Source organism: Annamia dubia NIES-4383 (genome assembly GCF_055394725.1).
The window spans coordinates 3,224,000-3,245,836 of record NZ_AP025630.1; the positions used below are offsets into that span (position 1 = coordinate 3,224,000).

Here is a 21,837-nt window from a genome sequence, read left to right on the forward strand (position 1 = left end):
TTTAGGGAAAAAAAGGCTTGTTTTCACCTAAAATCAAGTTTCAGCCCATAAAGTTAAATAAATCAGTAATTTTTCCAATTTTCTCAAAGTTGCTTTTATGATCATAGTGGAAAAATTATTATTGTTGTTTAGATACTATTAGGTTACGCTTATGAATACAATACACAAGGAAATAGCTGTTTTAAATTGTAAAGTTGATACTCTCAATGAAATAGTTAAACGTTTAAATTGTCAATTACAAGATTTTTTGTCTCAAAATCAACATTTATTAGCTCAACATAGTGATTCTTTGCCCACTGTGGCCGTTGAAATTGAACCTGAATATTCAGATAATTATTCCCATCATTATCATAATTCGATTGATCATGTGATTGATGATAATAGTGTTTTAGAAGACATCCAATTTCATGAAAATTCCTATTCTCATCATTGTTTACCTAATATTTCCACTGAGTTACAGATCCAGCGTTTAACTGCTCAGTTGACGGCGGCCTATAATCGGATTGCGGCCTTAGAAGAACAACTTTTAGCTCGTCGTCTTTAAGCTCGATTGGCCATTATCTTTTATTAATTTTTCGATCGCGCCGATTAAATCCTCAGAAGTCCAATTTTGAGCCAAGGTAGAAGCGATCGCTAATCCACCCGCCCCTACTCCCTCTTTAACATAACCCTGTTCATAGATGCGTAGTTGGGGAAAATGGGCTTGACTAAAATTAAGTTCAGTGGCGATTAAACAAGCACCCTTGATCATCATTGCCAAACCAATAGTATCCCCCGTTTGATCCTCTGCTACCCAACGGGTTGTACCAATTACAACTGAATTTTGAGTAAACTCACATAATTCTCTCATTAAAGCATAAACCGCTAACATTTGTGTCCCCCCCGCCAACATCACTTTGACTTTTTTACAGGCGGCGATCGCCATGGCCGCTACAACTATTTGCATGGGATCCCCCACTTTAGCGATAATTTCAAAGGGGTTAATCCCTTGATGCACCAACAACTGAGCATTTTTTAAGCCCCGTTGCACAATTTCCCATTTTTGTTGATGATTACAGCTAGGATGGCTACTATTCACCTTTCCTTGGGCGTTGATCCCTAAAGCAGTTAAAACACTTAAGGCCGTGGTTGTACCCCCAACCACACATTCCCCTATGATTAAATAACGGTTGTCTAACTGAGCTTTTTGAGCTAAAATGTCTCCCCATTCTTGCCCCTGTTGCCATAAATGTTTAACGATCGCCAAAGGTAAGGCCTTACCAGTGGATAAACATTGAGCCGGAACGCCTTGTAAATCAATAGATTTGACCGCCGGAGGTCTCAACAACCCCGCATTAAATAAATAAACCGGAATTTTAAACCCTTCTATCACCGCACGGGAAATATAAACCGGAGAAATTCCCTCTGTTAAAGGAGGTAAAGAAAAAGAGGGATTTGTGTTAACTCCATTAATTAAAAATTCACCATCGGCGATCGCTGTAAACTGGCGATCTTGAGGGGTAGCACCGGCCGTGGAAATGCCCTCGATTAAGGCCGTGTGGGTAAAACCTAAAACACAAGCAAAAAGGGGTATTTTCCCCTGATTATCCTTTAGCCACTCTTGCCCCTGTTCAAAATTAGTATAAATTTTGATCATTATTAATACTCTTTATTATTTCATCAGAAACTAATCACAAAATTGCTCAAGATTATGAAGATTTTAAAGCAAAATCACCCCCTAATAATAGATGATCAGAAGGTTCATCTTCATTAGGTAAAAATGATTTTAGTTCCTCTTTCTTAGGTAAATTAATAATAGATTGAACTTGCCAATTAGGGGATAACCAAATATAATCTAAAGTATCAACAAAAGGTTCTTTATCTTTAACTTTAGAATAATTAGTTACTTCAGGTTCTTTGCCTAAAAATTCAAAATATGCACTTTTTAAACCATATTTTAAATCGGGAAGCCAAGGATCATTTTTTAATAATAAAGGATAGTCAGAATTAGTTGTTTCTAATCGGCCATTGGTTAATAATTGATATTGGGGGCTATGGGGGCGAATATTAAAATCTCCTGCTAAAATAAATTGATATTCTTGGGCTAATTCTTGAACTTTTTGAGCGATCATTGCCACATGAATTGTCATTACTTGAGGGACAAAAAACATACAAGGCATATGATAATTGGCCACACAAAATATTTCTTGAGAATGGCGATCTTTTAATTTCAAAAATACAAATTGATTAAATCTAGTTTGGGCATAATCTTGAGGATGTTTTAGATTTTTTTTCAATTTTAATAAATTACTAATATTCTGTAAAAATTTACGATATTTAACCTCACCTTGTCTTAAATTTTTCCAGTTACGGCTATCACTTAAACGCTCAATTTTTACCTCTAAAATTTCATATTGATCAAGGGGATAAGCTACTGCTACGCCCATATAACCGTTATTTGACTTACCATATAAACCCGTGATCAAATAATAGTTATTTTTAGCGAAAAAACGGTGTAATTCCCCCGCCCATAAAAGGGATATTTCTTGTAAACAAATGATTGTTTTTTTGGCCAGTTCAGGAGTTAACTTATTAATAAGTTTCTTTAATCTTAATTCCGGTTTTAAATGTTGAGGATTACAAGATTTAAAATAATCAGGTTCACACAAATGACTAGATAAAACATTATAAGTAATTAAACGATGATTTTGATTAGACATAAAATTTTTAGTTAAATTATTGACAATTAATAATTATAACATTAAAATTAATAAATATCAAACTTCCGACTAATTAAAAATCGGAAGCTTCAGTTAAATTTTGAATCTATTAATTTAATTTGATTCAGATTCTGTTTCTCCTATGCCTAATTCTTTTTTGCTTTTTTTCAATTGTTTCCATAATTTTTTAATCTCTTGATAGGCATAATTAGTGTTAATTTTCCCTGCTGTTTCTAAGTTACAGATATAACTAACTTTTTGAGCAAATTCTTGTAAATTTGCATTAAACATTAAGTTTTCAGGTGTAAATTCACCATAATATTTTCGTCTGGGATAAATAAATTGATTTTTGTCATTTTCTGATGTCATGTTAGCCTTGTTATCCTCTTATTTGTATTGAATATTAATTTATTTTTATTAATAGAGTTTTAAAGCCAAAATAGATAATTTTTTTAGTAATCAGATTAACTCTAATTTGATCAAATTATTGATAAATTTATGCAAAAATTATGATAGGCTTAATCAATATCTTTTTTGATACAACAATTATATCATTTATTTTTCTAATGTTTCTAATTTTTGAGTATTGCTTTTGGTTTTAGTTCGATCTCATTTTTTCTTATTATTTAGTTGTTAATAAATTTCTAAATATTTTTTATTATTGCAAAAAACAGAGCTAAATATTTTTTTATTTAATTAAAATTTAAAAAATAAATTATAATTTATGTCAAAAATTATTATCATCGGTGCGGGAATCGGAGGCTTAACGGCCGGAGCGTTATTAGCGAAAAAAGGCTATGAAGTGACTATTTATGAACAGGCTTTCATGGCGGGGGGCTGTGCTTCTACTTTTCAAAGGAAAGGCTTTATTTTCGATGTGGGGGCTACTCAAGTAGCAGGATTAGAAAAAGGCGGTATTCACCATCGGATTTTTTCTGAGTTAAATATTGAGCTTCCTGAGTCTATTCCCTGTGATCCCGCCTGTGGGGTTTTTCTACCAGAGGAAAGTGAGCCGATTAATGTTTGGCGCAATCCTCAGCAATGGCAACAGGAAAGACAACAACAGTTTCCCGGAAGTGAACCTTTTTGGCAATTATTACACCAGTTGTTTAAGGTAAGTTGGGAGTTTCAAGGGCGTGATCCGATTTTACCCCCTGCTACTTTTTGGGATCTAACCCAATTGGTAAAAGCTCTCCGGTTAAATACTTTAATAACTGTGCCTTTTAGTTTAATGACGGTTGGTGATGCTTTAAAATTATATAATCTTTATGATAATAAAAGATTAAAAACTTTTTTAGATTTACAATTAAAACTTTATTCCCAAGTTAATGCCGATGAAACGGCTTTACTTTATGCGGCCACTGCTTTGGCGGTGTCTCAAGCCCCTCAAGGCCTATCCCATTTATTAGGTAGTATGCAAATATTAAGCGATCGCCTGATAGAAGGATTAAAAAAATATGGGGGAAAAATATATTTTGGCCATCAAGTTGAGCAGATTTATTATAATTCTCATAAAGTAAATCAAGTAACAATTATTAAGCAAAAAAATCAAGAAAGATTAACCGATCAAGCTGATTATATTATTGCAAATGTACCCGTACAAAACTTAATTAAAATGATTAAAGTAGATGATAATTATAAGTTAAATCAAGCCCAAAATTTATATCAGAAAAGAGTTAAAAAATTAGAGCAACCTTCGGGGGCATTTGTGTTATATTTGGGAGTAGAAGATCAAGCCGTTCCTAAAAATTGTCCTCCTCATTTACAGTTTTTATATGATTATAATAAAGAAATTGGTGAGAATAATTCCCTGTTTGTTTCTGTTAGTAAAAGTGATGATGGTAGAGCGCCAAAAGGTAAAAGAACAATTATTGCTTCTTCTTTTACCAATGTGGATCAATGGTGGACAAATGATTTTACAATCTATCAACAATTGAAAGAAAAATACACTCAAGAAGCTTTATTAAAATTAGGAAAATACTTTAATTTAACATCGGAAAATATCATTGTTCAAGAAGTAGCAACACCCCGAACTTTTGCTAAATTTACTGCTAGGGAAAAAGGCTTTGTCGGCGGTGTGGGACAACGAATTTCAACTTTTGCTCCTTTTGCTTTTGGCACTCGTACCCCTTGGCGAAATTTATTTTTAGTGGGCGACTCTACCCATCCCGGAGAGGGAACGGCCGGTGTCAGTTATTCTGCTTTAATGGCCGTTCAAATAATTGATAATTGATAATTATTAATTGATTGTTAACAAATTACCAATAACTAACTTTTATAAGCAAAAATATTTTCAATTACATCCTCAACTACTTTATCGGGAGTTGAAGCACCGGAAGTTACTCCGATTACTAAATCTCTTTTTGGTAGCCAATTAGGAGTTAATTGTAACTCTCCACTGAGGGGTTGATGTTCAATAAAATTATTTTCTTTAATGCGATCGGCACTATCAATATGATAGGAGGGAATACCATGCTCGATCGCAATTTCTTGTAAATGGGTGGTATTAGAGGAATTGAAGCCTCCGATCACTACCATTAAATCCAAATCCTGCTCTACTAAGTCAAACATGGCATCTTGACGTTCTTGGGTAGCGTCACAAATGGTATTAAAACTCATAAAATGCTCATTAATCTTAGTGGGACTATATTTTTTCATCATAGTTTGCTCAAATAATTTCCCAATTTGCTCAGTTTCACTCTTTAACATTGTAGTTTGATTTGCAATTCCTACTTTGATTAAATCAGTATCAGGATCAAAATCCTCAGAATAGGCATTTTTAAACTTAGTTAAAAATTCTTCTTTGTCACCGCCAAATAAAATATAATTACAAACATAATTAGCTTGATCTAAGTTTAAAATCACTAAATATTTATTAGCAAAAGAGCTAGTAGCCACTGTTTCTTCATGCTTATATTTACCATGAATAATAGAAGTATAATCTTGTTTTTTATGCTTTTCAATGGAGTTCCAAACTTTAGAAACCCAAGGACAAGTTGTATCTACAATTGTACAATTTTTATCCTTTAAAATTTTCATTTCATTAATAGTAGCACCAAAAGCGGGTAAAATTACCACATCGCCCTGTTCCACTACTGAAAAGTCTTTTACCCCTTCCTTCAGATTAATAAAATTAACATTCATTTCCATTAAACGGTTATTGACAGAAGGATTATGGATAATTTCATTTGTTACCCAAATCTTCTCATTGGGGAAATGTTGACGAGTTTCATAAGCCATAGCGACCGCTCTTTCTACACCCCAACAAAAGCCAAAAGATTCTGCTAATCTGATGGTGATATTATCCCGTTTTAAAGAATAATTATTATTGCGAATTTCTTGAATTAAACTACTTTGATATTCAGAGTTTAACATTCCAGCAACTTCTTCCCCATGGCCAAAGCCTTTGCGATGATAGTTGTCAGATTTTTGCAATTCTCTTTTAAAACTTTTGGTATTCATTTGATCAATAGTCATGGTGATTTTACCGAAATTATGTTAACTTTTTTTTTAGACTTAATGATAACTATTATACTCTGTGCTGTTATGATCAAAAATATGATTCAATTTTTCAATCTCAATCAATTGGCTTATAGGTTAACTTGTGCTTTTTGTTTTAGTTTAGGTCTAGTAACAACCGTATCAGCACAGGAGCAGGGTATAGTGGAAAATTTAGACTTAGCCCCCGAAATTATTGAAAGTAGTCCAGTTTTACAACGGTGGCAAAATCAAATTCCTAATATTTTAGAGGAAATTCGCTCTACGCCTAGTTTTCCCACTCGTATTAGAGCGGGATATTCTTTTTTTCCCTCATCAGGCGATCGCAGTGGCTGGAATATCGGGATAGAAGATCTATTTATCGGAAAAACCCCTTTAACTGTCAGCGCCGACTATTACGCCTCCTTTGACAACACCAGAGAAGCGGCCGGCATGGAAGCCCGTTATTACGTTTTACCCTTGGGAAATTATCTTAATCTCGCCCCCTCCATCGGTTATCGTTATATTGAGAGTGACAATTATAACACCGATGGGGTCAAAGTGGGAGCAAAAGTTAATTTCGCCCTATCGCCCTTGGGGGGGGCTGATCTTTCATTAAGTCAAAATTTTATTTCTCCTGGAGGGGAAAATGAAGTCGGGATCACTAACTTAGCCGTAAGTTACGCCCTAACTCCACATTTGAGACTATCTACAGAAATTGAAAAACAAAATTCTAAAGCTGATCAAGATAGTAGACTGTCAATTATGCTTGAATTATTTAATTAAACTATTTTAAAATAATAAAAAACTCTTAACTATAACTTAAAAAGTTAGTTGATTAAGTCAGAAAATTTATTAAAACATTTTTTTCAAAAATGCTCAAAAACCTATTTCCTAAAGATCAAGACTATGATATTCTAAAAATGGGATTGGGCAACAGAAAAAGACTCAAGAAAATTAAATAAACAACTAAAAAATTGACCATAATTTAATAAATGAAAAAAATTTTAAATCAGATTTATTTAACTCTTAAATTTTCTGAATTTAAAAGGTTTATTAAATTATAAAAATAATCAATAAAAAGTCAATAAAAAGTTGACAATAAATTTTTTAATTGTCAATTGTTAACCGATCCAAATTTTAGTTATTAAATTAAAATAATAACTAAATTAAGGGTTTTGCTTACTGGTTAAAACTCTGATTTTCTTTAGCATAATCAGAGGTTTTTATCTGTAAATTTTTCTAAATACATCAGATTAATCTTCTTAAATTATATCTTTATTTTCTCCTCTCAAAAACTATGATTTTTAATAATTTACAAATTGTCATTCCGGCGATCGCCATTTTATACTTAATTGTGATTTATCTTTTATTAACCTTAGCTCAACGCTCAAAAAAAGTATAAATTAATTATTAGTTAGTAGTTATTAATTATTAATTATTAAATTATTAATTGTCAATTGTCAATGATTTATTGATATATTTCTTAATCTTAACGCATTAGTTACCACAGAAAAAGAACTAAAAGCCATCGCACCTCCCGCAATCATCGGATTTAATTGTATTTGTAAAATGGGATATAAGATCCCGGCCGCAATAGGAATGCCTAAAATATTATAAATATAAGCAAAAAATAAATTTTGTCTAATATTTTTCATAGTCGCTCGACTCAGTTTGATCGCCGTCACAATACTCTCTAAATTACCAGAAATTAAGGTAATATCACTGGCGGCGATCGCAATATCCGTACCCGTGCCGATCGCAATACCCAGATCAGCCTGTGCCAGAGAGGGGGCATCATTAATCCCATCTCCCACCATTGCCACTTTTTTCAGAGTTTTATGATTATAGTTTTCCTGCTGTAAATCTCGAATAATCTCAGCCTTTTGGGTAGGCAACACTTGGGCAAAAATACGCTCAATGCCCACTTGATCAGCGATTGCTCTAGCGGTATGGCGATTATCTCCCGTTAACATCACCACTTCTAAACCCATTTTTTGTAAATTATTAATAGCAGAAAAAGAAGATGATTTAATCTGATCAGAAATGGCAATTAAACCTTGAAATACACCATCTACAGCGATCCAAACCGTTGTTTTTGCCTCCTGTTCCCATTGTACGCCATAATCCTCTAAATCCTCTGTTTTAATGCCCAATTCTGTTAACCATTGTTGCTTTCCCATCTGAATCAATTTATGTTCAACATAACCTTGAACCCCTTTTCCTACAATGGCTTCAAAACTTTCTAAAGATTGAGGTTGATCATTTTGATGAATCGCTCTTTGATCTAAAGCATAATTAACAATTGATTCCGCTAGAGGATGTTCTGAGTTTTTCTCTAAAAATGCTATTAATCTTAATAATTTTAACTCATTACTATCAGTAAGCCCTGAAACGGTTATATAATTAGTAACAGTGGGTTTTCCCTCTGTCATAGTTCCGGTTTTATCTAATACAATTGTATTAAGTTGATGGGCTAACTCTAAACTTTGGGCATCTTTAATCAAAATGCCGTGTTCAGCCCCTTTTCCCGTCCCCACCATGATGGAGGTGGGGGTAGCTAGACCTAAAGCACAGGGACAGGCTATAATTAGCACACTGACGGCATTGACAAGGGCTAAAGTTAAATTTTGAGCGAAAATTAACCAAATTAAAAAAGTTATGATCGCAATGATCATCACCACAGGCACAAAAAACTCAGTAATGCGATCGGCTAATTTCTGAATGGGAGCTTTACTATTTTGAGCATTTTGAACTAATTGCACAATTTGAGCGAGTAAAGTATCTTTTCCTACTTTTTCTGCTCTGAATTTAAAAGTACCATTTTTGTTAATTGTTGAGCCTATAACGTCATCATTCACCGATTTTTTAACGGGCATAGGTTCACCCGTCACCATAGACTCATCAATAGTAGATATTCCCTCAATAATTTTACCATCTACAGGGATTTTTTCTCCTGGGCGCACTAAAATCAGATCCCCTACCATCACATCTTCAAAAGGTAGATCTATTTCTTGATTTTCTCGGATCACTTTGGCGGTTTTTGCCTGTAAACCAATTAACTTTTTAATAGCAGAAGAAGTTTGTTTTTTGGCTTTAGTTTCTAATAGTTTCCCCAACAAAATTAAGGTAATAATAACAACGGCCGATTCATAATAAACTTCAGTTTTTAAACCTTGATTTTTAAAAAGATCGGGAAATAAAGTAATAATTAAAGAATAAAAATAGGCCGATCCTGTTCCTAAAGCAACTAAAGTATTCATATCAGAAGAACCACGTTTAAAAGCTTTAATTGCACCTGAAAAAAAACCATTTCCACACCAAAATAAAACGGGGGTACTTAAGCTTAATTGTAGCCAAGGATCATGTAACCAATGGGGAATAAAATCAAGATTTAAACCTAACATCATGGGTAACATTCCCACGATTAAAATAATACTAATAATACTTGATAATACTAACTTTTTAAATAATATTTGTTCTTGTTTTTCTCCCAAAATATTATTTTGATCTGCTTGTTCTGATAAAGATTGAGCTAGGGGAAAAGCTTGATAACCTGCTTTAATTACCCCTTGTTGAATCTGAGTTAAATTAACTTTATTACTATCATAAATTACTACTGCTTGTGCCAAAGCAAAATTAACTTGACATTGCTTAATTCCTTCTATTTTTTGTAAGGTTTTTTCGATGGTAATAGCACAAGCCGCACAACCCATTCCTTCTATTTTTAAAAATTCTTTTTGTTTACTCATATTATCAATTAATTTTAATAACTAAAAAATAATTTTAAAATATTTTCTGTTCTATTGCGCCATGATTCTTCAGTATGTTCCCCTAGAGGATCTTCCACCACAAATAAATTTTCTCCTAATTTATAACCAAATTGATGTATTAATAAATCCTTCATTTCTCGCCCTCTAGTGGTGCTTCTTTCTTCTAAAAAAGCATTATGATTTCCTCCCTCTCTGATTAAACCCCAATCTAAATAAATTTTCAATCTTTGATTAGGATTAATTAAAGTATTACGCACATTAAAAATTAAAGAACAAGCCTCTAAAGAGCCAAAAAAACTATTAGAAATATTTAATAAAGATGCGTCCATAATTGAATCTAAACCCACCCAAAAAGAAGGAGATAAAGCCGCTACATTATTAAATTGTTCAGGGTATTTTGTAGAGGTATAAAAAGCGGCCAAACCGCCATGAGATGAGCCTAAAATTAGATTATATTTTCCATCAGTTAAAGTGCGATAATTATGATCAATAAAAGGCTTAACACTGTGGGCTAAATATCGTGCATAATCATCTAAACCGCCCCAATCTTTTTGATAAACTGGAGCATGAGTATATTCATAATCACGATTATTTGGACAAATTGCTACAACAATTATTTTTCTAATTTGATTACTTAAATATAAACGACTTAATAACTGTCCTATTTGCCATGATTTATGATAAGCCCCACCTTCAAAAAAAGCGGTATCCCCATCATTAAGATATAAAACTGGGTAATATTCTTGACTAACTTCATAATTTCTAGGCAGAAAAATATGAATTTTATGGGGTGAATGGGGAGGTAAATTTAATTGATTATAAGTATGAAAAAAACCGCCCCAAAATCCGGGGTCATGATACCAACCTTCTTGATCATTTTTAAAAAATTTTTCTGCCATAATTAATCTATTTATTATTATTAATAACTTTTATTTGTTAATTGTTTACTATCAACTATCAATTGTCAATGCTTAAAAGTAGAATTATACTTTATTTAAGTTTTTTTGATTGATAAATTTATAGTGAACTTGAATAATAGTCTTATTATAGCGTCATTATTTATGAATGGGAATTATTAATTTAAAATTGTAGGGGCATGATAATATTTAAGTTAAGGAAGTCATGCCCCTACAGATTTATTAATTGTTCAATTATGTTTAAATCATCAGCAAATTTAAAGATTAATTTCTTGTTGTTCTGGTAAAATTATCCATCCTAAAGCTATTTTAGCGTTATTAACTGCTATTTTTATAGAAGTTATATTCGCAGTTATTTGATAAGGATTTTTATTATTATTAGCATCAAATTTTACTACGCTATTTTGCCAAATATGACCATTTTTTAACCAATTAAGTTGAGAAATTTGAGAGACTTTTTCAGGTGAAAAACGATTATTTTCTTTGTCATAAGTACAATAAAGAAGTTTTCCTAAAATTTCTAAACCAACACTTCTTCCTAAAATACAAGTATCTATAAACTCCTTAATTTCCTCAACTTTTAAATCTTCGATAGGAGTTTCAAATATTTTTCTTGTATCATTACATTCAGAGAAAAATTGATTTAAAGCACTGACTAATATTTCCGTTGAACTTTCTACATTATAATCTTCAAGTTGATTTTGGGGATCATTGGTAAAAGCACAACTAACCATTTTTGCCACAAAATTAGTAGTATAAATTAATTTGTGTTTACTGGTAGAAGCTCCTTTAACTTTTGAGGTTTTATCCTTAAAGATTGGCACTTGCTCAAGTATATTTTTCGTAATACCAACTTGCCCTTCAAATATACCAAAAGATAATAATAAAGTTGTATCAAGAGGTTTAGTTTGTGCCATATCTCTAAAATCAGTTTGACACTGGCTTTGACTTTCTTCTAATACTAAAGTGATAGGAAAATTATCTTGTCCAATTAATTTAGCATCAGGGCTAGTAATTAATTCTTGAATGGCTGTTTTTCGATGTTGCCCATCGGTAATATCTAACATTGTACCACTGGGAATAATCACAAAACATAACCCCCAACCAATTTCTACTATTTTTATATCATCAGGATTTACATTAGCTGTTAATGTACCTAAAATCCAAGGTTTATCTTGTTGAATTCTTTTTAATAAATATTCTTTAACCTCTTTCGCATGATTTTTGATCACAGGGCGATTTTTCCCAGAGTCGGGATCATTGCCATGAGATGGTTTTGCTTGTAAAAGAGTAGGTAAACGATTGGCAGGTACATTAATTTGGATCATTTTTCGTTTGCCCTGCTCAAAAGATAGCCCTAAATAAAAATTATCTCGATAATATTTCGCTACATAGGAAGCAAGGGCATTATTAAGTTGGTTGATTAATTCAATTTGAAGTTGATCAATTTGTGACATATAATTTAACCTAATTTAATAATAATATTTATTATAATAATAATCATTAAATGATCCCATCTACAACCGAAAATATACGAATTTTTAATTATGACAAGTCAACAAGCAATATTATTTCCTCCCCGCACTGTAGAAGAATTTATAGAAGAAGTGGAATTTTTAACTCAAGAAATACAAGAGTTATACTGTGGTGATCAAATTCCTTGGGTTTTAGGCTATAGTGGCGGTAAAGATTCCACTGCTACTTTACAACTTGTTTGGAATGCGATCGCTAAACTTCCCCCTGAAAAAAGACATAAAAAAGTTTATGTGATTACCACAGATACATTAGTAGAAAATCCCATTGTTTCGGCTTGGGTAAAAAAATCTCATCAAAGAATGGAAATATCGGCACAAGAGCAAAATATGCCGTTTATACCTAATTTACTATATCCAGAAGTAGAAAAGACCTATTGGGTTCAATTAATCGGCAAAGGCTATCCAGCCCCTAATACAAAGTTTCGTTGGTGTACTAGCCGTTTAAAAATTGATCCTTCTAACAATTTTATTCGTAAAGTAGTGCGAGATAATGGAGAAACAATTTTAATTTTGGGCATTCGCAAAGCTGAAAGTGCTAATCGTGCGGCCAGTATGAAAAAACATGAAGCTAGAAGATCACGAGATCGGCTTAGTCCTAATAGTACACTGATTAATTCATTTGTTTATAGTCCGATCGAAGATTGGCGCAATGATGAAGTTTGGCTTTATTTAATGCAGTGGGAAAACCCTTGGGGCTATAGTAATCAAGATTTATTTAATATGTATAGGGGTGCGACACAAGATAATGAATGCCCTTTAGTGGTGGATACTTCAACTCCTAGTTGTGGAGATTCTCGTTTTGGCTGTTGGGTTTGTACATTAGTTAATAAAGATAAATCAATGGAAGCGATGATCCAAAATGATGTGGAAAAAGAATGGTTACAACCTTTATCTGATATTCGTAATGAATTAGATATTCAAGATGATCGATCTAAAAGAGATTTTAGACGCATTTGGGGAACTGTTCAACTATTTGAAAGAAATTTAGGGAAAGGAAAGACAAATGTTGAACCCGTACCCGGCCCCTATACTAAAGAAGCAAGGGAATATTGGTTAAGAAAAGTGTTAGAAGCACAGGTTAAACTTAGGGAAAATGCTCCTGAAGAATTTAAAGATATAACTTTAATAACTCACGGCGAATTAAGCGAAATTCGTAAAATTTGGTTAGAAGAAAAACACGAATTTGATGATAGTTTGCCTCGCATTTATCAAGAAGTAATGGGAGAGGAATTTAAAGATACTCGTTTGCGAGATCAAAGAATGGTCTTAGGGCCTGAAGAATGGGAAATTTTAGCCGAAATTTGTGGTGATCAAATGTATTTAGAATTAATGAGTAAATTATTAGATACGGAGCGACAATTTTTCACAAAATCTCGGCGGGTTGGTATTATTCAAGAGTTAGAAAGATGTTTTGATACCAGTTCTCGAAATAAGGAAGAAGCTATTGCTAATGCCCATCAAAAACGTAATTTAAAACAGGCAATTCAAGAGACTGATTTTGATAAAATTAAACGTATTATTGAAGGGGAAAAAATCGAAGATCAACCCAAAATTCAAGAACAAACTTGGGGAATGTTAAAATTTCCTCAATTTGAGGAATAACCTTGCCCTTCGCCTTCTCTCAGGGTGTTGTTAAAGTGGGGATTAAAATATAATTATTAGTTCAATAAATTGAACTATTTTTTGTTATAAATTATCCCTTTTTTTAAATTTTTAATTTTTTATGATCAAAAAATGACACAGATCATAAAATTTGACTTTGAAAACACCCTGCTAAGGGGGATCGGGGAGCTAAAAAAAAAATTTTCAGCAAAAGACTTCCCTTTTTTAAAAAGTTATGGTAAGATAAGAACACTTCCTTCTTGGAGAGGTGGCTGAGCGGTTGAAAGCGGCTCCCTGCTAAGGAGTTATGGGGTTAAAAGCTCCATCGAGGGTTCGAATCCCTCCCTCTCCGTTTAAAACTGATTTTTAAAACTGATTGTACTGTCTTGTCAAAGCTTGTTGGCTCAAGATTTTTAGATATTTTTATAATTATGAAAAATAATTATACTGTGGTTTTAATTATTCCCACGGGCGTGGGTGCTTCCATTGGCGGTTATGCGGGTGATGCCATTCCCGTAGCTAAAGCCATCTCTCAAGTTTGCGATCGCCTGATCACCCATCCTAATGTATTAAATGGCGCTCAATTATATTTTAATTCACCTAATACTCTTTATGTAGAGGGTTATGCCTTAGATCAATTCGCTTCTAATAACTGGGGATTAAGATTAGTAAATCAGAATAAAATAGGATTAATTTTAGATCAAGGGATTGAAGATGATTTAAAATTACGTCATTTACAGGCAACTGATGCCCTCAGAGCTACTTTAGGCATAGCGATCGAACAATATATCATTACCGATCAGCCTTTAAATATTGAATTAAGACTAGCACAATCCGGTGCTAGTTGGGGAACGATCGGCAATCCTGACTCCCTTTTAAGAGCCTCTGAAAAAGTCATTAATAATGGAATTAATGCGATCGCTGTAGTAACAAGGTTTCCAGACGAAACAGAAAGCGAAACATTACAAAATTACCGTCAGGGAGTGGGGGTTGATCCCATTGCAGGGGCGGAGGCGATCATTTCCCATTTAATAGTCAGACAATTTCAAATTCCTTGCGCCCATGCTCCGGCCTTGCGCCCTTTACCTTTAGATGCAAGTATTTCCCCCAGATCCGCCGCCGAGGAATTAGGTTTTACCTTTTTACCTTGTGTTTTAGTTGGTTTAAATCAAGCCCCTCAATATGTAATTAATCGTCAAAATTGTAATAATTCCCAAGTAATTTGGGCGGATGAAATAGATGCTTTAATTATTCCTGAAAATGCCTGTGGCGGTAGTGCTATTTTAAGTTTAAGTCAAAATAAAGATTTGAAAATTATTACCGTTAAAGATAATCAAACTAAACTCAATGTTAAAGCCAAGGATCTAGGTATTAAAGCGATCGAAGTCAACTCCTATTTAGAAGCATTAGGAGTATTAGTTAGCGATCGAGCGGGAATTAATTTTCAAGCTTTACGGCCTAAAATTGACTCAATTCATTATAAAGTTTAATAACATCAAAAAAAGTCAAATATTGTCAAGTATAATTAAATCAACTTAAATTTTATTTTCTAGGTAACAATCGTGACTAATTCTAATCAACCTGATCAAGATTTTGAAAAATTCAGCCGTACACAGATCTTAGTATTAATGGGAGTAACAGCCATTGTTTTATTAGTAATAGCTAAAACTTGGACGTATTTTGGTAAAATAACAATTCTCACGATTACCTTTAATCAAAATGCCCTTTTAATGGGGATTGGATTATCAATAATTATTAGTATTTTAAGCAGTTTAATTTATCATTTTTGGGAAGCTTATCGTGTTAGTGCAGATTATTATTTAGAATTAGTAGTTAAACCTTTAATTTGGATAGATTTAGTCTGGTTAGGCTTATTACCGGGCTTAAGTGAAGAATTATTATTTAGAGGCGTAATGCTATCAGCATTTGGCACAAATACCTTAGCTTTAATTATTTCAAGTATCATTTTTGGGGTTTTACATTATAGTGGAAAAGGACAAAAACCCTATGTAATTTGGGCGACTTTAGTCGGTTTTATTTTGGGTTTGAGTGCTATTCAAACAGGCAATTTATTAGTACCAATTATCGCCCATATTATAACTAATTGGGTTTCCAGTATTATGTGGAAATTAAAACATATTTCCTAGCACCGATTAAGATTAATTAATCACAAATTATAAAAAACTGGATAATTTATAATGTTAGCAATAAAATTAATTTCAAGGCTAATAGTGATCATTTAATAAATTGAACTGATCTAATTTTAGATTATCAAATATTTGTAGATTTAATAATCTTAATAAACTATTTTGATCTTCAGTAGTAAAAATTTCTCCAGCTTCAATTTTTTGAGCAATTTCTGATAAATTTTCTTTCAATAATTTAATAACAAAAACTTGAGCTTCTTTCATTTTTTCCAAAGAAATATCATCAAAAATTCCCTGATTTAAAGCAAACAAAATAGCGATTTGCTCCCCCGCACTTAAAGGTTGATATTGATCCTGTTTAAATACTTCCCTGAGCCTTTTTCCCCTTTCTAAAATTTTCTGAGTTTGTGGATCTAAACGAGTGCCAAAACGGGCAAAAACTTCTAATTCCTGAAATTGAGAATAGGATAATCTTAACGCCCCGGCCACCTTTCGATAAGCGTTTAACTGAGTTTTTCCCCCTACCCTTGAGACTGATCGCCCCACTTCAACGGCGGGTAAAATCCCTTTTTGTGATAATTCAGGGGAAAGATAAATTTGTCCATCGGTAATTGAAATTAAATTAGTGGGAATATAAGCTGATAAATTCTGAGCTTCTGTCTCAACAATGGGTAAAGCTGTTAATGATCCGCCACCTAAATCCTCTTTTAAATGGGTAGAACGCTCTAATAAACGGGAATGAATATAGAAAATATCCCCAGGATAAGCTTCTCGGCCAGGAGGGCGGCGCAATAATAAACAAAGTTCTCGGTAAGCCCTCGCATGATTAGTTAAATCATCATAAATAATTAACACATCGTTTCCTTTTTCCATCCAATATTCAGCCATCGAGGTGGCGGCATAAGGTGCGATATATTGGAGTCCGGGGGGATCGTCTCCTGTTGTAACTACAACGGTACAATAATCTAAACAATCATATTCTTTTAAATCGGCTATTAACTTGGCGATCGCCGCGCTTCTTTGCCCGATCGCACAGTAAATACAGAGGATATTCTTACTTTTCTGATTAATAATCGTATCTAAAGCAATGGCCGTTTTTCCTGTCTGGCGATCACCCAAAATTAACTCCCTTTGACCCTTTCCGATGGGAATAAGGGCATCAATCACTTTAATACCCGTTTGTAGAGGCTCAGTAACCGCAGAACGCTCCATAATCCCCTTAGCAGGACGTTCCACATTAAAACGAGTTTCCCCTTGAATTGCCCCTTGATGATCTAAGGGAATGCCCGTAGGAGTAAGAACTCGCCCGATCAAGTCAAAACCAACGGGAACATCCAAAACTCGCCCTGTGCGTCTAACTTTATCACCTGCTTTCAAATTATCACTTTCTCCTAATAAAATAACCCCCACTTCCGTTGGATCAAGATTGAAAGCTAAACCTAATAAATTATGTGGAAATAGCACTAATTCTTCCGCTTTTACACCCATTAAACCGTCTATTCTAGCAATACCATTACCTAAAGATTTAATAATACCAATTTCCTGAAATTCTAACTCAGGAGAATAATTTTTAATGACTTTTTCTACAGTATCAAAAGTTGTATTTAAAATATTTTGGAGGGGAGAAGTTTGATCATTCATAAATTAATTTAAACTTTTTGTTATTGGTTATTTAGAAATGATATTTGATTGATAAATTCATTATAAAGCATCCAGTCTCAAAATATAAATTGATTAAATTAAAAGACAAATTTTTAATTGTCACATTATTTTAATAAGATAATTAATAAATTTTAACTCAAAATGTAAGATAATTAAATCTTAAGTAAATTGGGATTAGATACCCCAACTGTTTAGGGTTTGGTGCAAAAATTTTTGATTGTGTAAATTGAGAAAGTATCACAGTCTAATTCTATTTTTAAATTCAATTTAACATAATCAAAATATCAATTGTTAACTTAATGATCCAATAATTAAGAGGTGAAAAAATGTTTGTTTATGTTGGTATTAGTTGCGGTTTAGGAATTTTAGCTTTAATTGCTTATGCTGTTTTACAATGGCTACATATTCCTGTTGGTAATTTTGTGGATTGGTTTATTGGAATTGCTAGTTTTTCATGGTTATTAATCATTGTAACTGTGCCTTGGAATATCTATTTTGATGCAAGGGAAGTGATCGCTGAAGCTAATCTTTCACAAGAGAAAAAGATTAAAGTTGATCACAAACAATTACAATATGTGAATCAAGTTTCAAAAATAGCTGTTATTGTGGCTTTAGCTTTACATATTTCATCGGCCGTAGGGCTTTATTACCTTGCAGAAAGGGGTATTAGTTCAGTTGGTTATATTAGTTCAATTGCTACTTTATTATTAACCTTTTTGCGGCCGGCTGTGCGTACTTATAAATATTTAGCTAATCGTTTAGCGATGATTCGTCAACAAATAAAATATCCGAGGGAAGATGTAATTGAGTTAAGAGGAAAGGTTAATCAACTAGAAGAAAATGTTAAATATTTATTAGCACAAATTAATTTAGAAAAAGAAGATTCTTTCTTATTTCAACAACAAAAACAATTAACTAAAAATCAACAAGAATTAGCTATTTTAAAGGCAAAAATTGAACAGGCAAAGGCCGATAATGAAGTAGCACATCAAAGGTTATCCCATGAGGCTAAAAGTGCGATTTCTCAATTAACAGAAGATAGTCAATTTTTAGATCATGTTAGGGAAATTATCCGCTTTTTTAAAAGTGCTTAATTATTTCTTATTTATTAAATTCTGTAGAGACGTAAGATCTTACGTTTCTACTAACTAATATCATTACTTTGGGGAATTTCAATAATAAAAGTTGTACCTTGATTATTTTCAGAATGACAAATTAATTTACCTTGATGTTTTTCTACGATAATTTGATAACTAATTGCTAAACCCATTCCCGTGCCTTTTCCTACAGGTTTAGTCGTAAAAAATGGGTCAAAAATACGAGATTTTACCGCCTCTGGAATGCCTAAACCATTATCACTAATCATAATTTTTATATGATTATGATCACCTATTTCTGTTGTAATATTAATTCGATGAGGATCTGTTAAAATTTCTTCAAAAGTATGATCTTTCTTTTGGTCTTCAAAAGCATCGATCGCATTGGCTAAAATATTCATAAAAACCTGATTAATTTGGCCGGCATAACAATTAATTAAAGGTAAATCTCCATAATTTTTATTAACAATAATTTCAGGGCGATTATTTTGAGCTTTGAGGCGATGTTTTAAAATCATTAAAGTGCTATCAATGCCATCATGAATATTTACTTGTTTAACTTCAGCCTCATCTAAACGGGAAAAAATGCGTAAAGATTTAACAATTTCTTGGATTCTTTCTGTTCCAATTCTCATAGAATTAATTAATTTTATTAAATCTTCTTTCATAAATTCTAAATCTATTTCTTGTTTATGATCTAAGATATTTTTATGGGGTTGGGGATAGTAATTTTCATAAAGTTCAATTAAATATAATAAATCTTTAATATAATGATTGGCATGAACTAAATTACCATAAATAAAACTAACTGGATTATTAATTTCATGTGCTACTCCTGCGACTAATTCCCCTAAACTTGACATTTTTTCATTTTGAATTAATTTAGCTTGAGTTTTTTGTAATTCTAATAAAGTATTTTTTAATTGTTCAGCTTTTAATTCTAATTCTATTTTAGATTGTTTGAGAATATGGGTATCATTTTCAATTTGATCAGCCATTTGATCAAAAGCTTTTGAAATTTGCGCTAATTCATCTTTTCCTATTAAATTTGAGCGATCGCTTAAATTTCCTTGGGCAAAACTTATAGTTACATTTACTAATTGATCAGCCCTTTTTTTCCAACTTTCATAAAACCAATACCAAATTACTAAACAAGCTCCCATCACAACAATTGTCATTTGTAAAGCTTTATTTAAAGCATCATTAAAAGCGATTTTTTTGCCCTGTGATAAGTCATATTTAAAAGTAAATAAACCGACTCTTGAAGGTCTAATTTCTCCTTTTTTAGCTTGAAAATAGATAGGATAAATTGCGATTAAACTATCTTTATTTTTACCCACAATTACATCGGCTTTTTGATTACTTCTTACTTCTTGTAATTGGGGAATTATTGTTGCAAACATCGTATTTTTAACAGATGTTTGTTTCAATTGATAATCAGTGGAAAAAATTACTTGATTTTGCTCATCTAATAAAACTGCTAATTCAATATGAGAATCATTTCCCATTTGACTAATAATAACATTAGCAACTTCTGAATCATGATCTTCAACTGTTGTTTTACGAAAAATATATTCTAAAATAGTTGAAGTTTGTTGAGCAGAAAAAGTAACTTGAGACATAGCTTCTTTTTCTTGACGTTGATAACTTTTCGATACTTCTACAAAAAACGCATACAAACTTAAACCGCTACCCAAGAAAAATAGCATAATAGGTAAAGATATTCGTAAAGGAAACGGAAAAGTTTTCATTTATGATTAATTTAAAAAATTTTAATTGATGGTTCAATAAATTTAATATATCATGATTGAGACAATTGAAGTTATCTTAACTACAAATTATCAATTGACAGTTGACAATTTTAAAAATTAATCCTCAAAGTATTGATCAAGCCTTGAAATAAATTTCAAGGCTTATTATGAGAATAATTAAAATAATTTAATTATTCAAAGTGGATAAATTTTTAACAATTTGATCTGATAATAAAGCTTGAGAATCAACTTTTTTAGTTAACAATTTTTTCTCCATCAGAACTCGATTTAATTGTTCAGCCGTCTTAATTAAATCTAATTTTTGTTTTGATAAAATACTTTGATTTTCCGATAAAGTGGGAATTTTTAATAACTTGAGTGCATCTAAAAATTCTTCTTTAGTAACTTTTTCTCTTTCTGACATAATTTGCGCACTTTCTTGAGGGTATTTCTTAAAATAATCTAAGGCTTTAAACCAACCTTTAACTAAAGTTTCTATGTCTTTTTGACGAGTATTTAATAATTCTTGACGTGTCACTAAAACATCTACTATTTCACCTTCGATCTGACTACTATCAAATAATACTTTTGCTCCGGTTTTTAAGAGATTAGATCTAACAGGGTCAAAGGTTACAACTGCATCAATTATACCAGATTTAAAAGCCTGTTCATGTTCAGAAAAACCCAGAGGAATTACATTAACATCTTCTACTTTTAATTGGGCAAAATCTAAAGTTCTGCTAAACATATAAGCCCCTAAAGCTGAACTTTCTACCCCTATTTTTTTCCCTTTTAAATCTTGTAAATTCTTAAGCTCTGGTTTCGCAATTAAAGCATCTGCTCCGGCGGAAGTATCTATAATTAAAATAACCCTTAGATCTGGGATACTTTCTGCTAATAAAAAACTCTCATCAAGGGTAAGACAACCTAATTCTAAATTGCCATTGCGTAAGGCTCTAGCTGTTTCAGTAGCCGAGGGATAATCTACTAATTCAATTGGTTGTTTTTGATAATAATTCAAATCTTGAGCAAGGTGAAAAAATTCATAACCTGTCCAAATATGATAACCCATTTTTAAAGGGGGTAGTGGTGCTTGAAAACAACTAATTAATATTAAGAAAGAACAGGTAATAAGGGCTAAACTAAAGAAAAAAGAAAATTTAATTTTTTTGAACAT

Annotated in this window: 17 protein-coding genes and 1 tRNA gene; 8 read left to right on the top strand and 10 right to left on the bottom strand. The window is 32.3% G+C overall.

The features are described 5' to 3' along the window. Positions 1-151 precede the first annotated feature (151 nt). Positions 152-544 (top strand): hypothetical protein, encoded by a 393-nt coding sequence (locus Anndu_RS14555; protein WP_464101880.1) that lies wholly within the window; start codon positions 152-154, stop codon positions 542-544. Here the strand turns inward: Anndu_RS14555 and cobT are convergent. From cobT to Anndu_RS14570, 3 genes are all read right to left on the bottom strand, one after another. Continuing rightward, positions 527-1,636: a nicotinate mononucleotide-dependent phosphoribosyltransferase CobT gene (cobT, locus tag Anndu_RS14560; protein ID WP_464101881.1), complete on the bottom strand. Its 1,110-nt coding sequence runs from the start codon at positions 1,634-1,636 to the stop codon at positions 527-529. The genes Anndu_RS14555 and cobT overlap by 18 nt on opposite strands. 52 nt (positions 1,637-1,688) lie before the next feature. Further along, positions 1,689-2,699, bottom strand: a complete 1,011-nt coding sequence (locus Anndu_RS14565) for an endonuclease/exonuclease/phosphatase family protein (RefSeq protein WP_464101882.1) — start codon at positions 2,697-2,699, stop codon at positions 1,689-1,691. Between the two features lie 114 nt (positions 2,700-2,813). After that, positions 2,814-3,068: a DUF7219 family protein gene (locus tag Anndu_RS14570; RefSeq protein WP_464101883.1), complete on the bottom strand. Its 255-nt coding sequence runs from the start codon at positions 3,066-3,068 to the stop codon at positions 2,814-2,816. A 355-nt stretch (positions 3,069-3,423) separates the two neighbouring features. Between Anndu_RS14570 and crtD the strand changes: the two genes are divergently transcribed. Continuing rightward, the gene (gene crtD, locus Anndu_RS14575) at positions 3,424-4,932 is read left to right on the top strand and encodes a C-3',4' desaturase CrtD (protein ID WP_464101884.1); all 1,509 of its coding nucleotides are present in this window, start codon (positions 3,424-3,426) and stop codon (positions 4,930-4,932) included. 35 nt (positions 4,933-4,967) lie between these two features. Here the strand turns inward: crtD and Anndu_RS14580 are convergent, their stop codons facing one another. Beyond that, on the bottom strand, positions 4,968-6,161 hold the full coding sequence (locus tag Anndu_RS14580) for a 4-hydroxy-3-methylbut-2-enyl diphosphate reductase (protein ID WP_464104111.1): 1,194 nt from the start codon (positions 6,159-6,161) through the stop codon (positions 4,968-4,970). A 96-nt stretch (positions 6,162-6,257) separates the two neighbouring features. Here Anndu_RS14580 and Anndu_RS14585 point away from each other — a divergent pair, with 96 nt between their 5' ends. Beyond that, complete coding sequence (locus Anndu_RS14585) at positions 6,258-6,962, top strand: hypothetical protein (protein WP_464101885.1); 705 nt, start codon at positions 6,258-6,260, stop codon at positions 6,960-6,962. A 677-nt stretch (positions 6,963-7,639) separates the two neighbouring features. On the opposite strand, the gene Anndu_RS14590 is transcribed toward Anndu_RS14585, so the two are convergent. The 3 genes from Anndu_RS14590 to Anndu_RS14600 all read right to left on the bottom strand — a co-directional run bounded on the left by Anndu_RS14590 (position 7,640) and on the right by Anndu_RS14600 (position 12,323). Then, entirely contained in the window at positions 7,640-9,928 is a 2,289-nt protein-coding gene (locus tag Anndu_RS14590) for a heavy metal translocating P-type ATPase (RefSeq protein WP_464101886.1), read from the bottom strand. A gap of 14 nt (positions 9,929-9,942) precedes the next feature. After that, positions 9,943-10,848 carry an alpha/beta hydrolase gene (locus tag Anndu_RS14595; protein ID WP_464101887.1) on the bottom strand — a complete coding sequence of 302 codons (906 nt, stop codon included), beginning with the start codon at positions 10,846-10,848 and terminating at the stop codon, positions 9,943-9,945. A 275-nt stretch (positions 10,849-11,123) separates the two neighbouring features. Then, positions 11,124-12,323: a DNA sulfur modification protein DndB gene (locus Anndu_RS14600; RefSeq protein ID WP_464101888.1), complete on the bottom strand. Its 1,200-nt coding sequence runs from the start codon at positions 12,321-12,323 to the stop codon at positions 11,124-11,126. Between the two features lie 90 nt (positions 12,324-12,413). On the opposite strand from Anndu_RS14600, the gene dndC reads away from it, so the two are divergent. From dndC to Anndu_RS14620, 4 genes are all read left to right on the top strand, one after another. Then, complete coding sequence (gene dndC / locus Anndu_RS14605; protein ID WP_464101889.1) at positions 12,414-14,003, top strand: DNA phosphorothioation system sulfurtransferase DndC; 1,590 nt, start codon at positions 12,414-12,416, stop codon at positions 14,001-14,003. Positions 14,004-14,265: 262 nt separating this feature from the next. Beyond that, a tRNA-Ser gene (locus Anndu_RS14610) sits at positions 14,266-14,355 on the top strand. A 79-nt stretch (positions 14,356-14,434) separates the two neighbouring features. After that, positions 14,435-15,493, top strand: a complete 1,059-nt coding sequence (locus Anndu_RS14615; protein ID WP_464101890.1) for a DUF3326 domain-containing protein — start codon at positions 14,435-14,437, stop codon at positions 15,491-15,493. 138 nt (positions 15,494-15,631) lie between these two features. Next, entirely contained in the window at positions 15,632-16,150 is a 519-nt protein-coding gene (locus Anndu_RS14620) for a CPBP family intramembrane glutamic endopeptidase (protein ID WP_464104112.1), read from the top strand. 78 nt (positions 16,151-16,228) lie between these two features. Here Anndu_RS14620 and Anndu_RS14625 read toward each other — a convergent pair whose 3' ends face one another. Continuing rightward, positions 16,229-17,791, bottom strand: a complete 1,563-nt coding sequence (locus Anndu_RS14625) for an alternate F1F0 ATPase, F1 subunit alpha (RefSeq protein WP_464101891.1) — start codon at positions 17,789-17,791, stop codon at positions 16,229-16,231. Between the two features lie 347 nt (positions 17,792-18,138). Between Anndu_RS14625 and Anndu_RS14630 the strand changes: the two genes are divergently transcribed. Next, a complete protein-coding gene (locus Anndu_RS14630; protein WP_464101892.1) occupies positions 18,139-18,906 on the top strand; it encodes a hypothetical protein in 768 nt (255 codons plus the stop codon). 50 nt (positions 18,907-18,956) lie between these two features. Here the strand turns inward: Anndu_RS14630 and Anndu_RS14635 are convergent, their stop codons facing one another. Continuing rightward, positions 18,957-20,660 (bottom strand): sensor histidine kinase, encoded by a 1,704-nt coding sequence (locus Anndu_RS14635; protein WP_464101893.1) that lies wholly within the window; start codon positions 20,658-20,660, stop codon positions 18,957-18,959. A 187-nt stretch (positions 20,661-20,847) separates the two neighbouring features. After that, complete coding sequence (locus Anndu_RS14640) at positions 20,848-21,837, bottom strand: ABC transporter substrate-binding protein (protein WP_464101894.1); 990 nt, start codon at positions 21,835-21,837, stop codon at positions 20,848-20,850.

What these genes read in the sequence shown, in the direction of transcription:
- Anndu_RS14580 (WP_464104111.1), bottom strand. Translation starts at nt 6,161, where the DNA reads ATGAATACCAAAAGTTTTAAAAGAGAATTGCAAAAATCTGACAACTAT.
- Anndu_RS14615 (WP_464101890.1), top strand. Translation starts at nt 14,435, where the DNA reads ATGAAAAATAATTATACTGTGGTTTTAATTATTCCCACGGGCGTGGGT.
- dndC (WP_464101889.1), top strand. Translation starts at nt 12,414, where the DNA reads ATGACAAGTCAACAAGCAATATTATTTCCTCCCCGCACTGTAGAAGAA.
- crtD (WP_464101884.1), top strand. Translation starts at nt 3,424, where the DNA reads ATGTCAAAAATTATTATCATCGGTGCGGGAATCGGAGGCTTAACGGCC.
- Anndu_RS14555 (WP_464101880.1), top strand. Translation starts at nt 152, where the DNA reads ATGAATACAATACACAAGGAAATAGCTGTTTTAAATTGTAAAGTTGAT.
- Anndu_RS14585 (WP_464101885.1), top strand. Translation starts at nt 6,258, where the DNA reads ATGATTCAATTTTTCAATCTCAATCAATTGGCTTATAGGTTAACTTGT.
- cobT (WP_464101881.1), bottom strand. Translation starts at nt 1,636, where the DNA reads ATGATCAAAATTTATACTAATTTTGAACAGGGGCAAGAGTGGCTAAAG.
- Anndu_RS14625 (WP_464101891.1), bottom strand. Translation starts at nt 17,791, where the DNA reads ATGAATGATCAAACTTCTCCCCTCCAAAATATTTTAAATACAACTTTT.
- Anndu_RS14565 (WP_464101882.1), bottom strand. Translation starts at nt 2,699, where the DNA reads ATGTCTAATCAAAATCATCGTTTAATTACTTATAATGTTTTATCTAGT.
- Anndu_RS14630 (WP_464101892.1), top strand. Translation starts at nt 18,139, where the DNA reads ATGTTTGTTTATGTTGGTATTAGTTGCGGTTTAGGAATTTTAGCTTTA.
- Anndu_RS14570 (WP_464101883.1), bottom strand. Translation starts at nt 3,068, where the DNA reads ATGACATCAGAAAATGACAAAAATCAATTTATTTATCCCAGACGAAAA.
- Anndu_RS14590 (WP_464101886.1), bottom strand. Translation starts at nt 9,928, where the DNA reads ATGAGTAAACAAAAAGAATTTTTAAAAATAGAAGGAATGGGTTGTGCG.
- Anndu_RS14640 (WP_464101894.1), bottom strand. Translation starts at nt 21,837, where the DNA reads ATGTTCAAAAAAATTAAATTTTCTTTTTTCTTTAGTTTAGCCCTTATT.
- Anndu_RS14595 (WP_464101887.1), bottom strand. Translation starts at nt 10,848, where the DNA reads ATGGCAGAAAAATTTTTTAAAAATGATCAAGAAGGTTGGTATCATGAC.
- Anndu_RS14635 (WP_464101893.1), bottom strand. Translation starts at nt 20,660, where the DNA reads ATGAAAACTTTTCCGTTTCCTTTACGAATATCTTTACCTATTATGCTA.
- Anndu_RS14620 (WP_464104112.1), top strand. Translation starts at nt 15,632, where the DNA reads ATGGGAGTAACAGCCATTGTTTTATTAGTAATAGCTAAAACTTGGACG.
- Anndu_RS14600 (WP_464101888.1), bottom strand. Translation starts at nt 12,323, where the DNA reads ATGTCACAAATTGATCAACTTCAAATTGAATTAATCAACCAACTTAAT.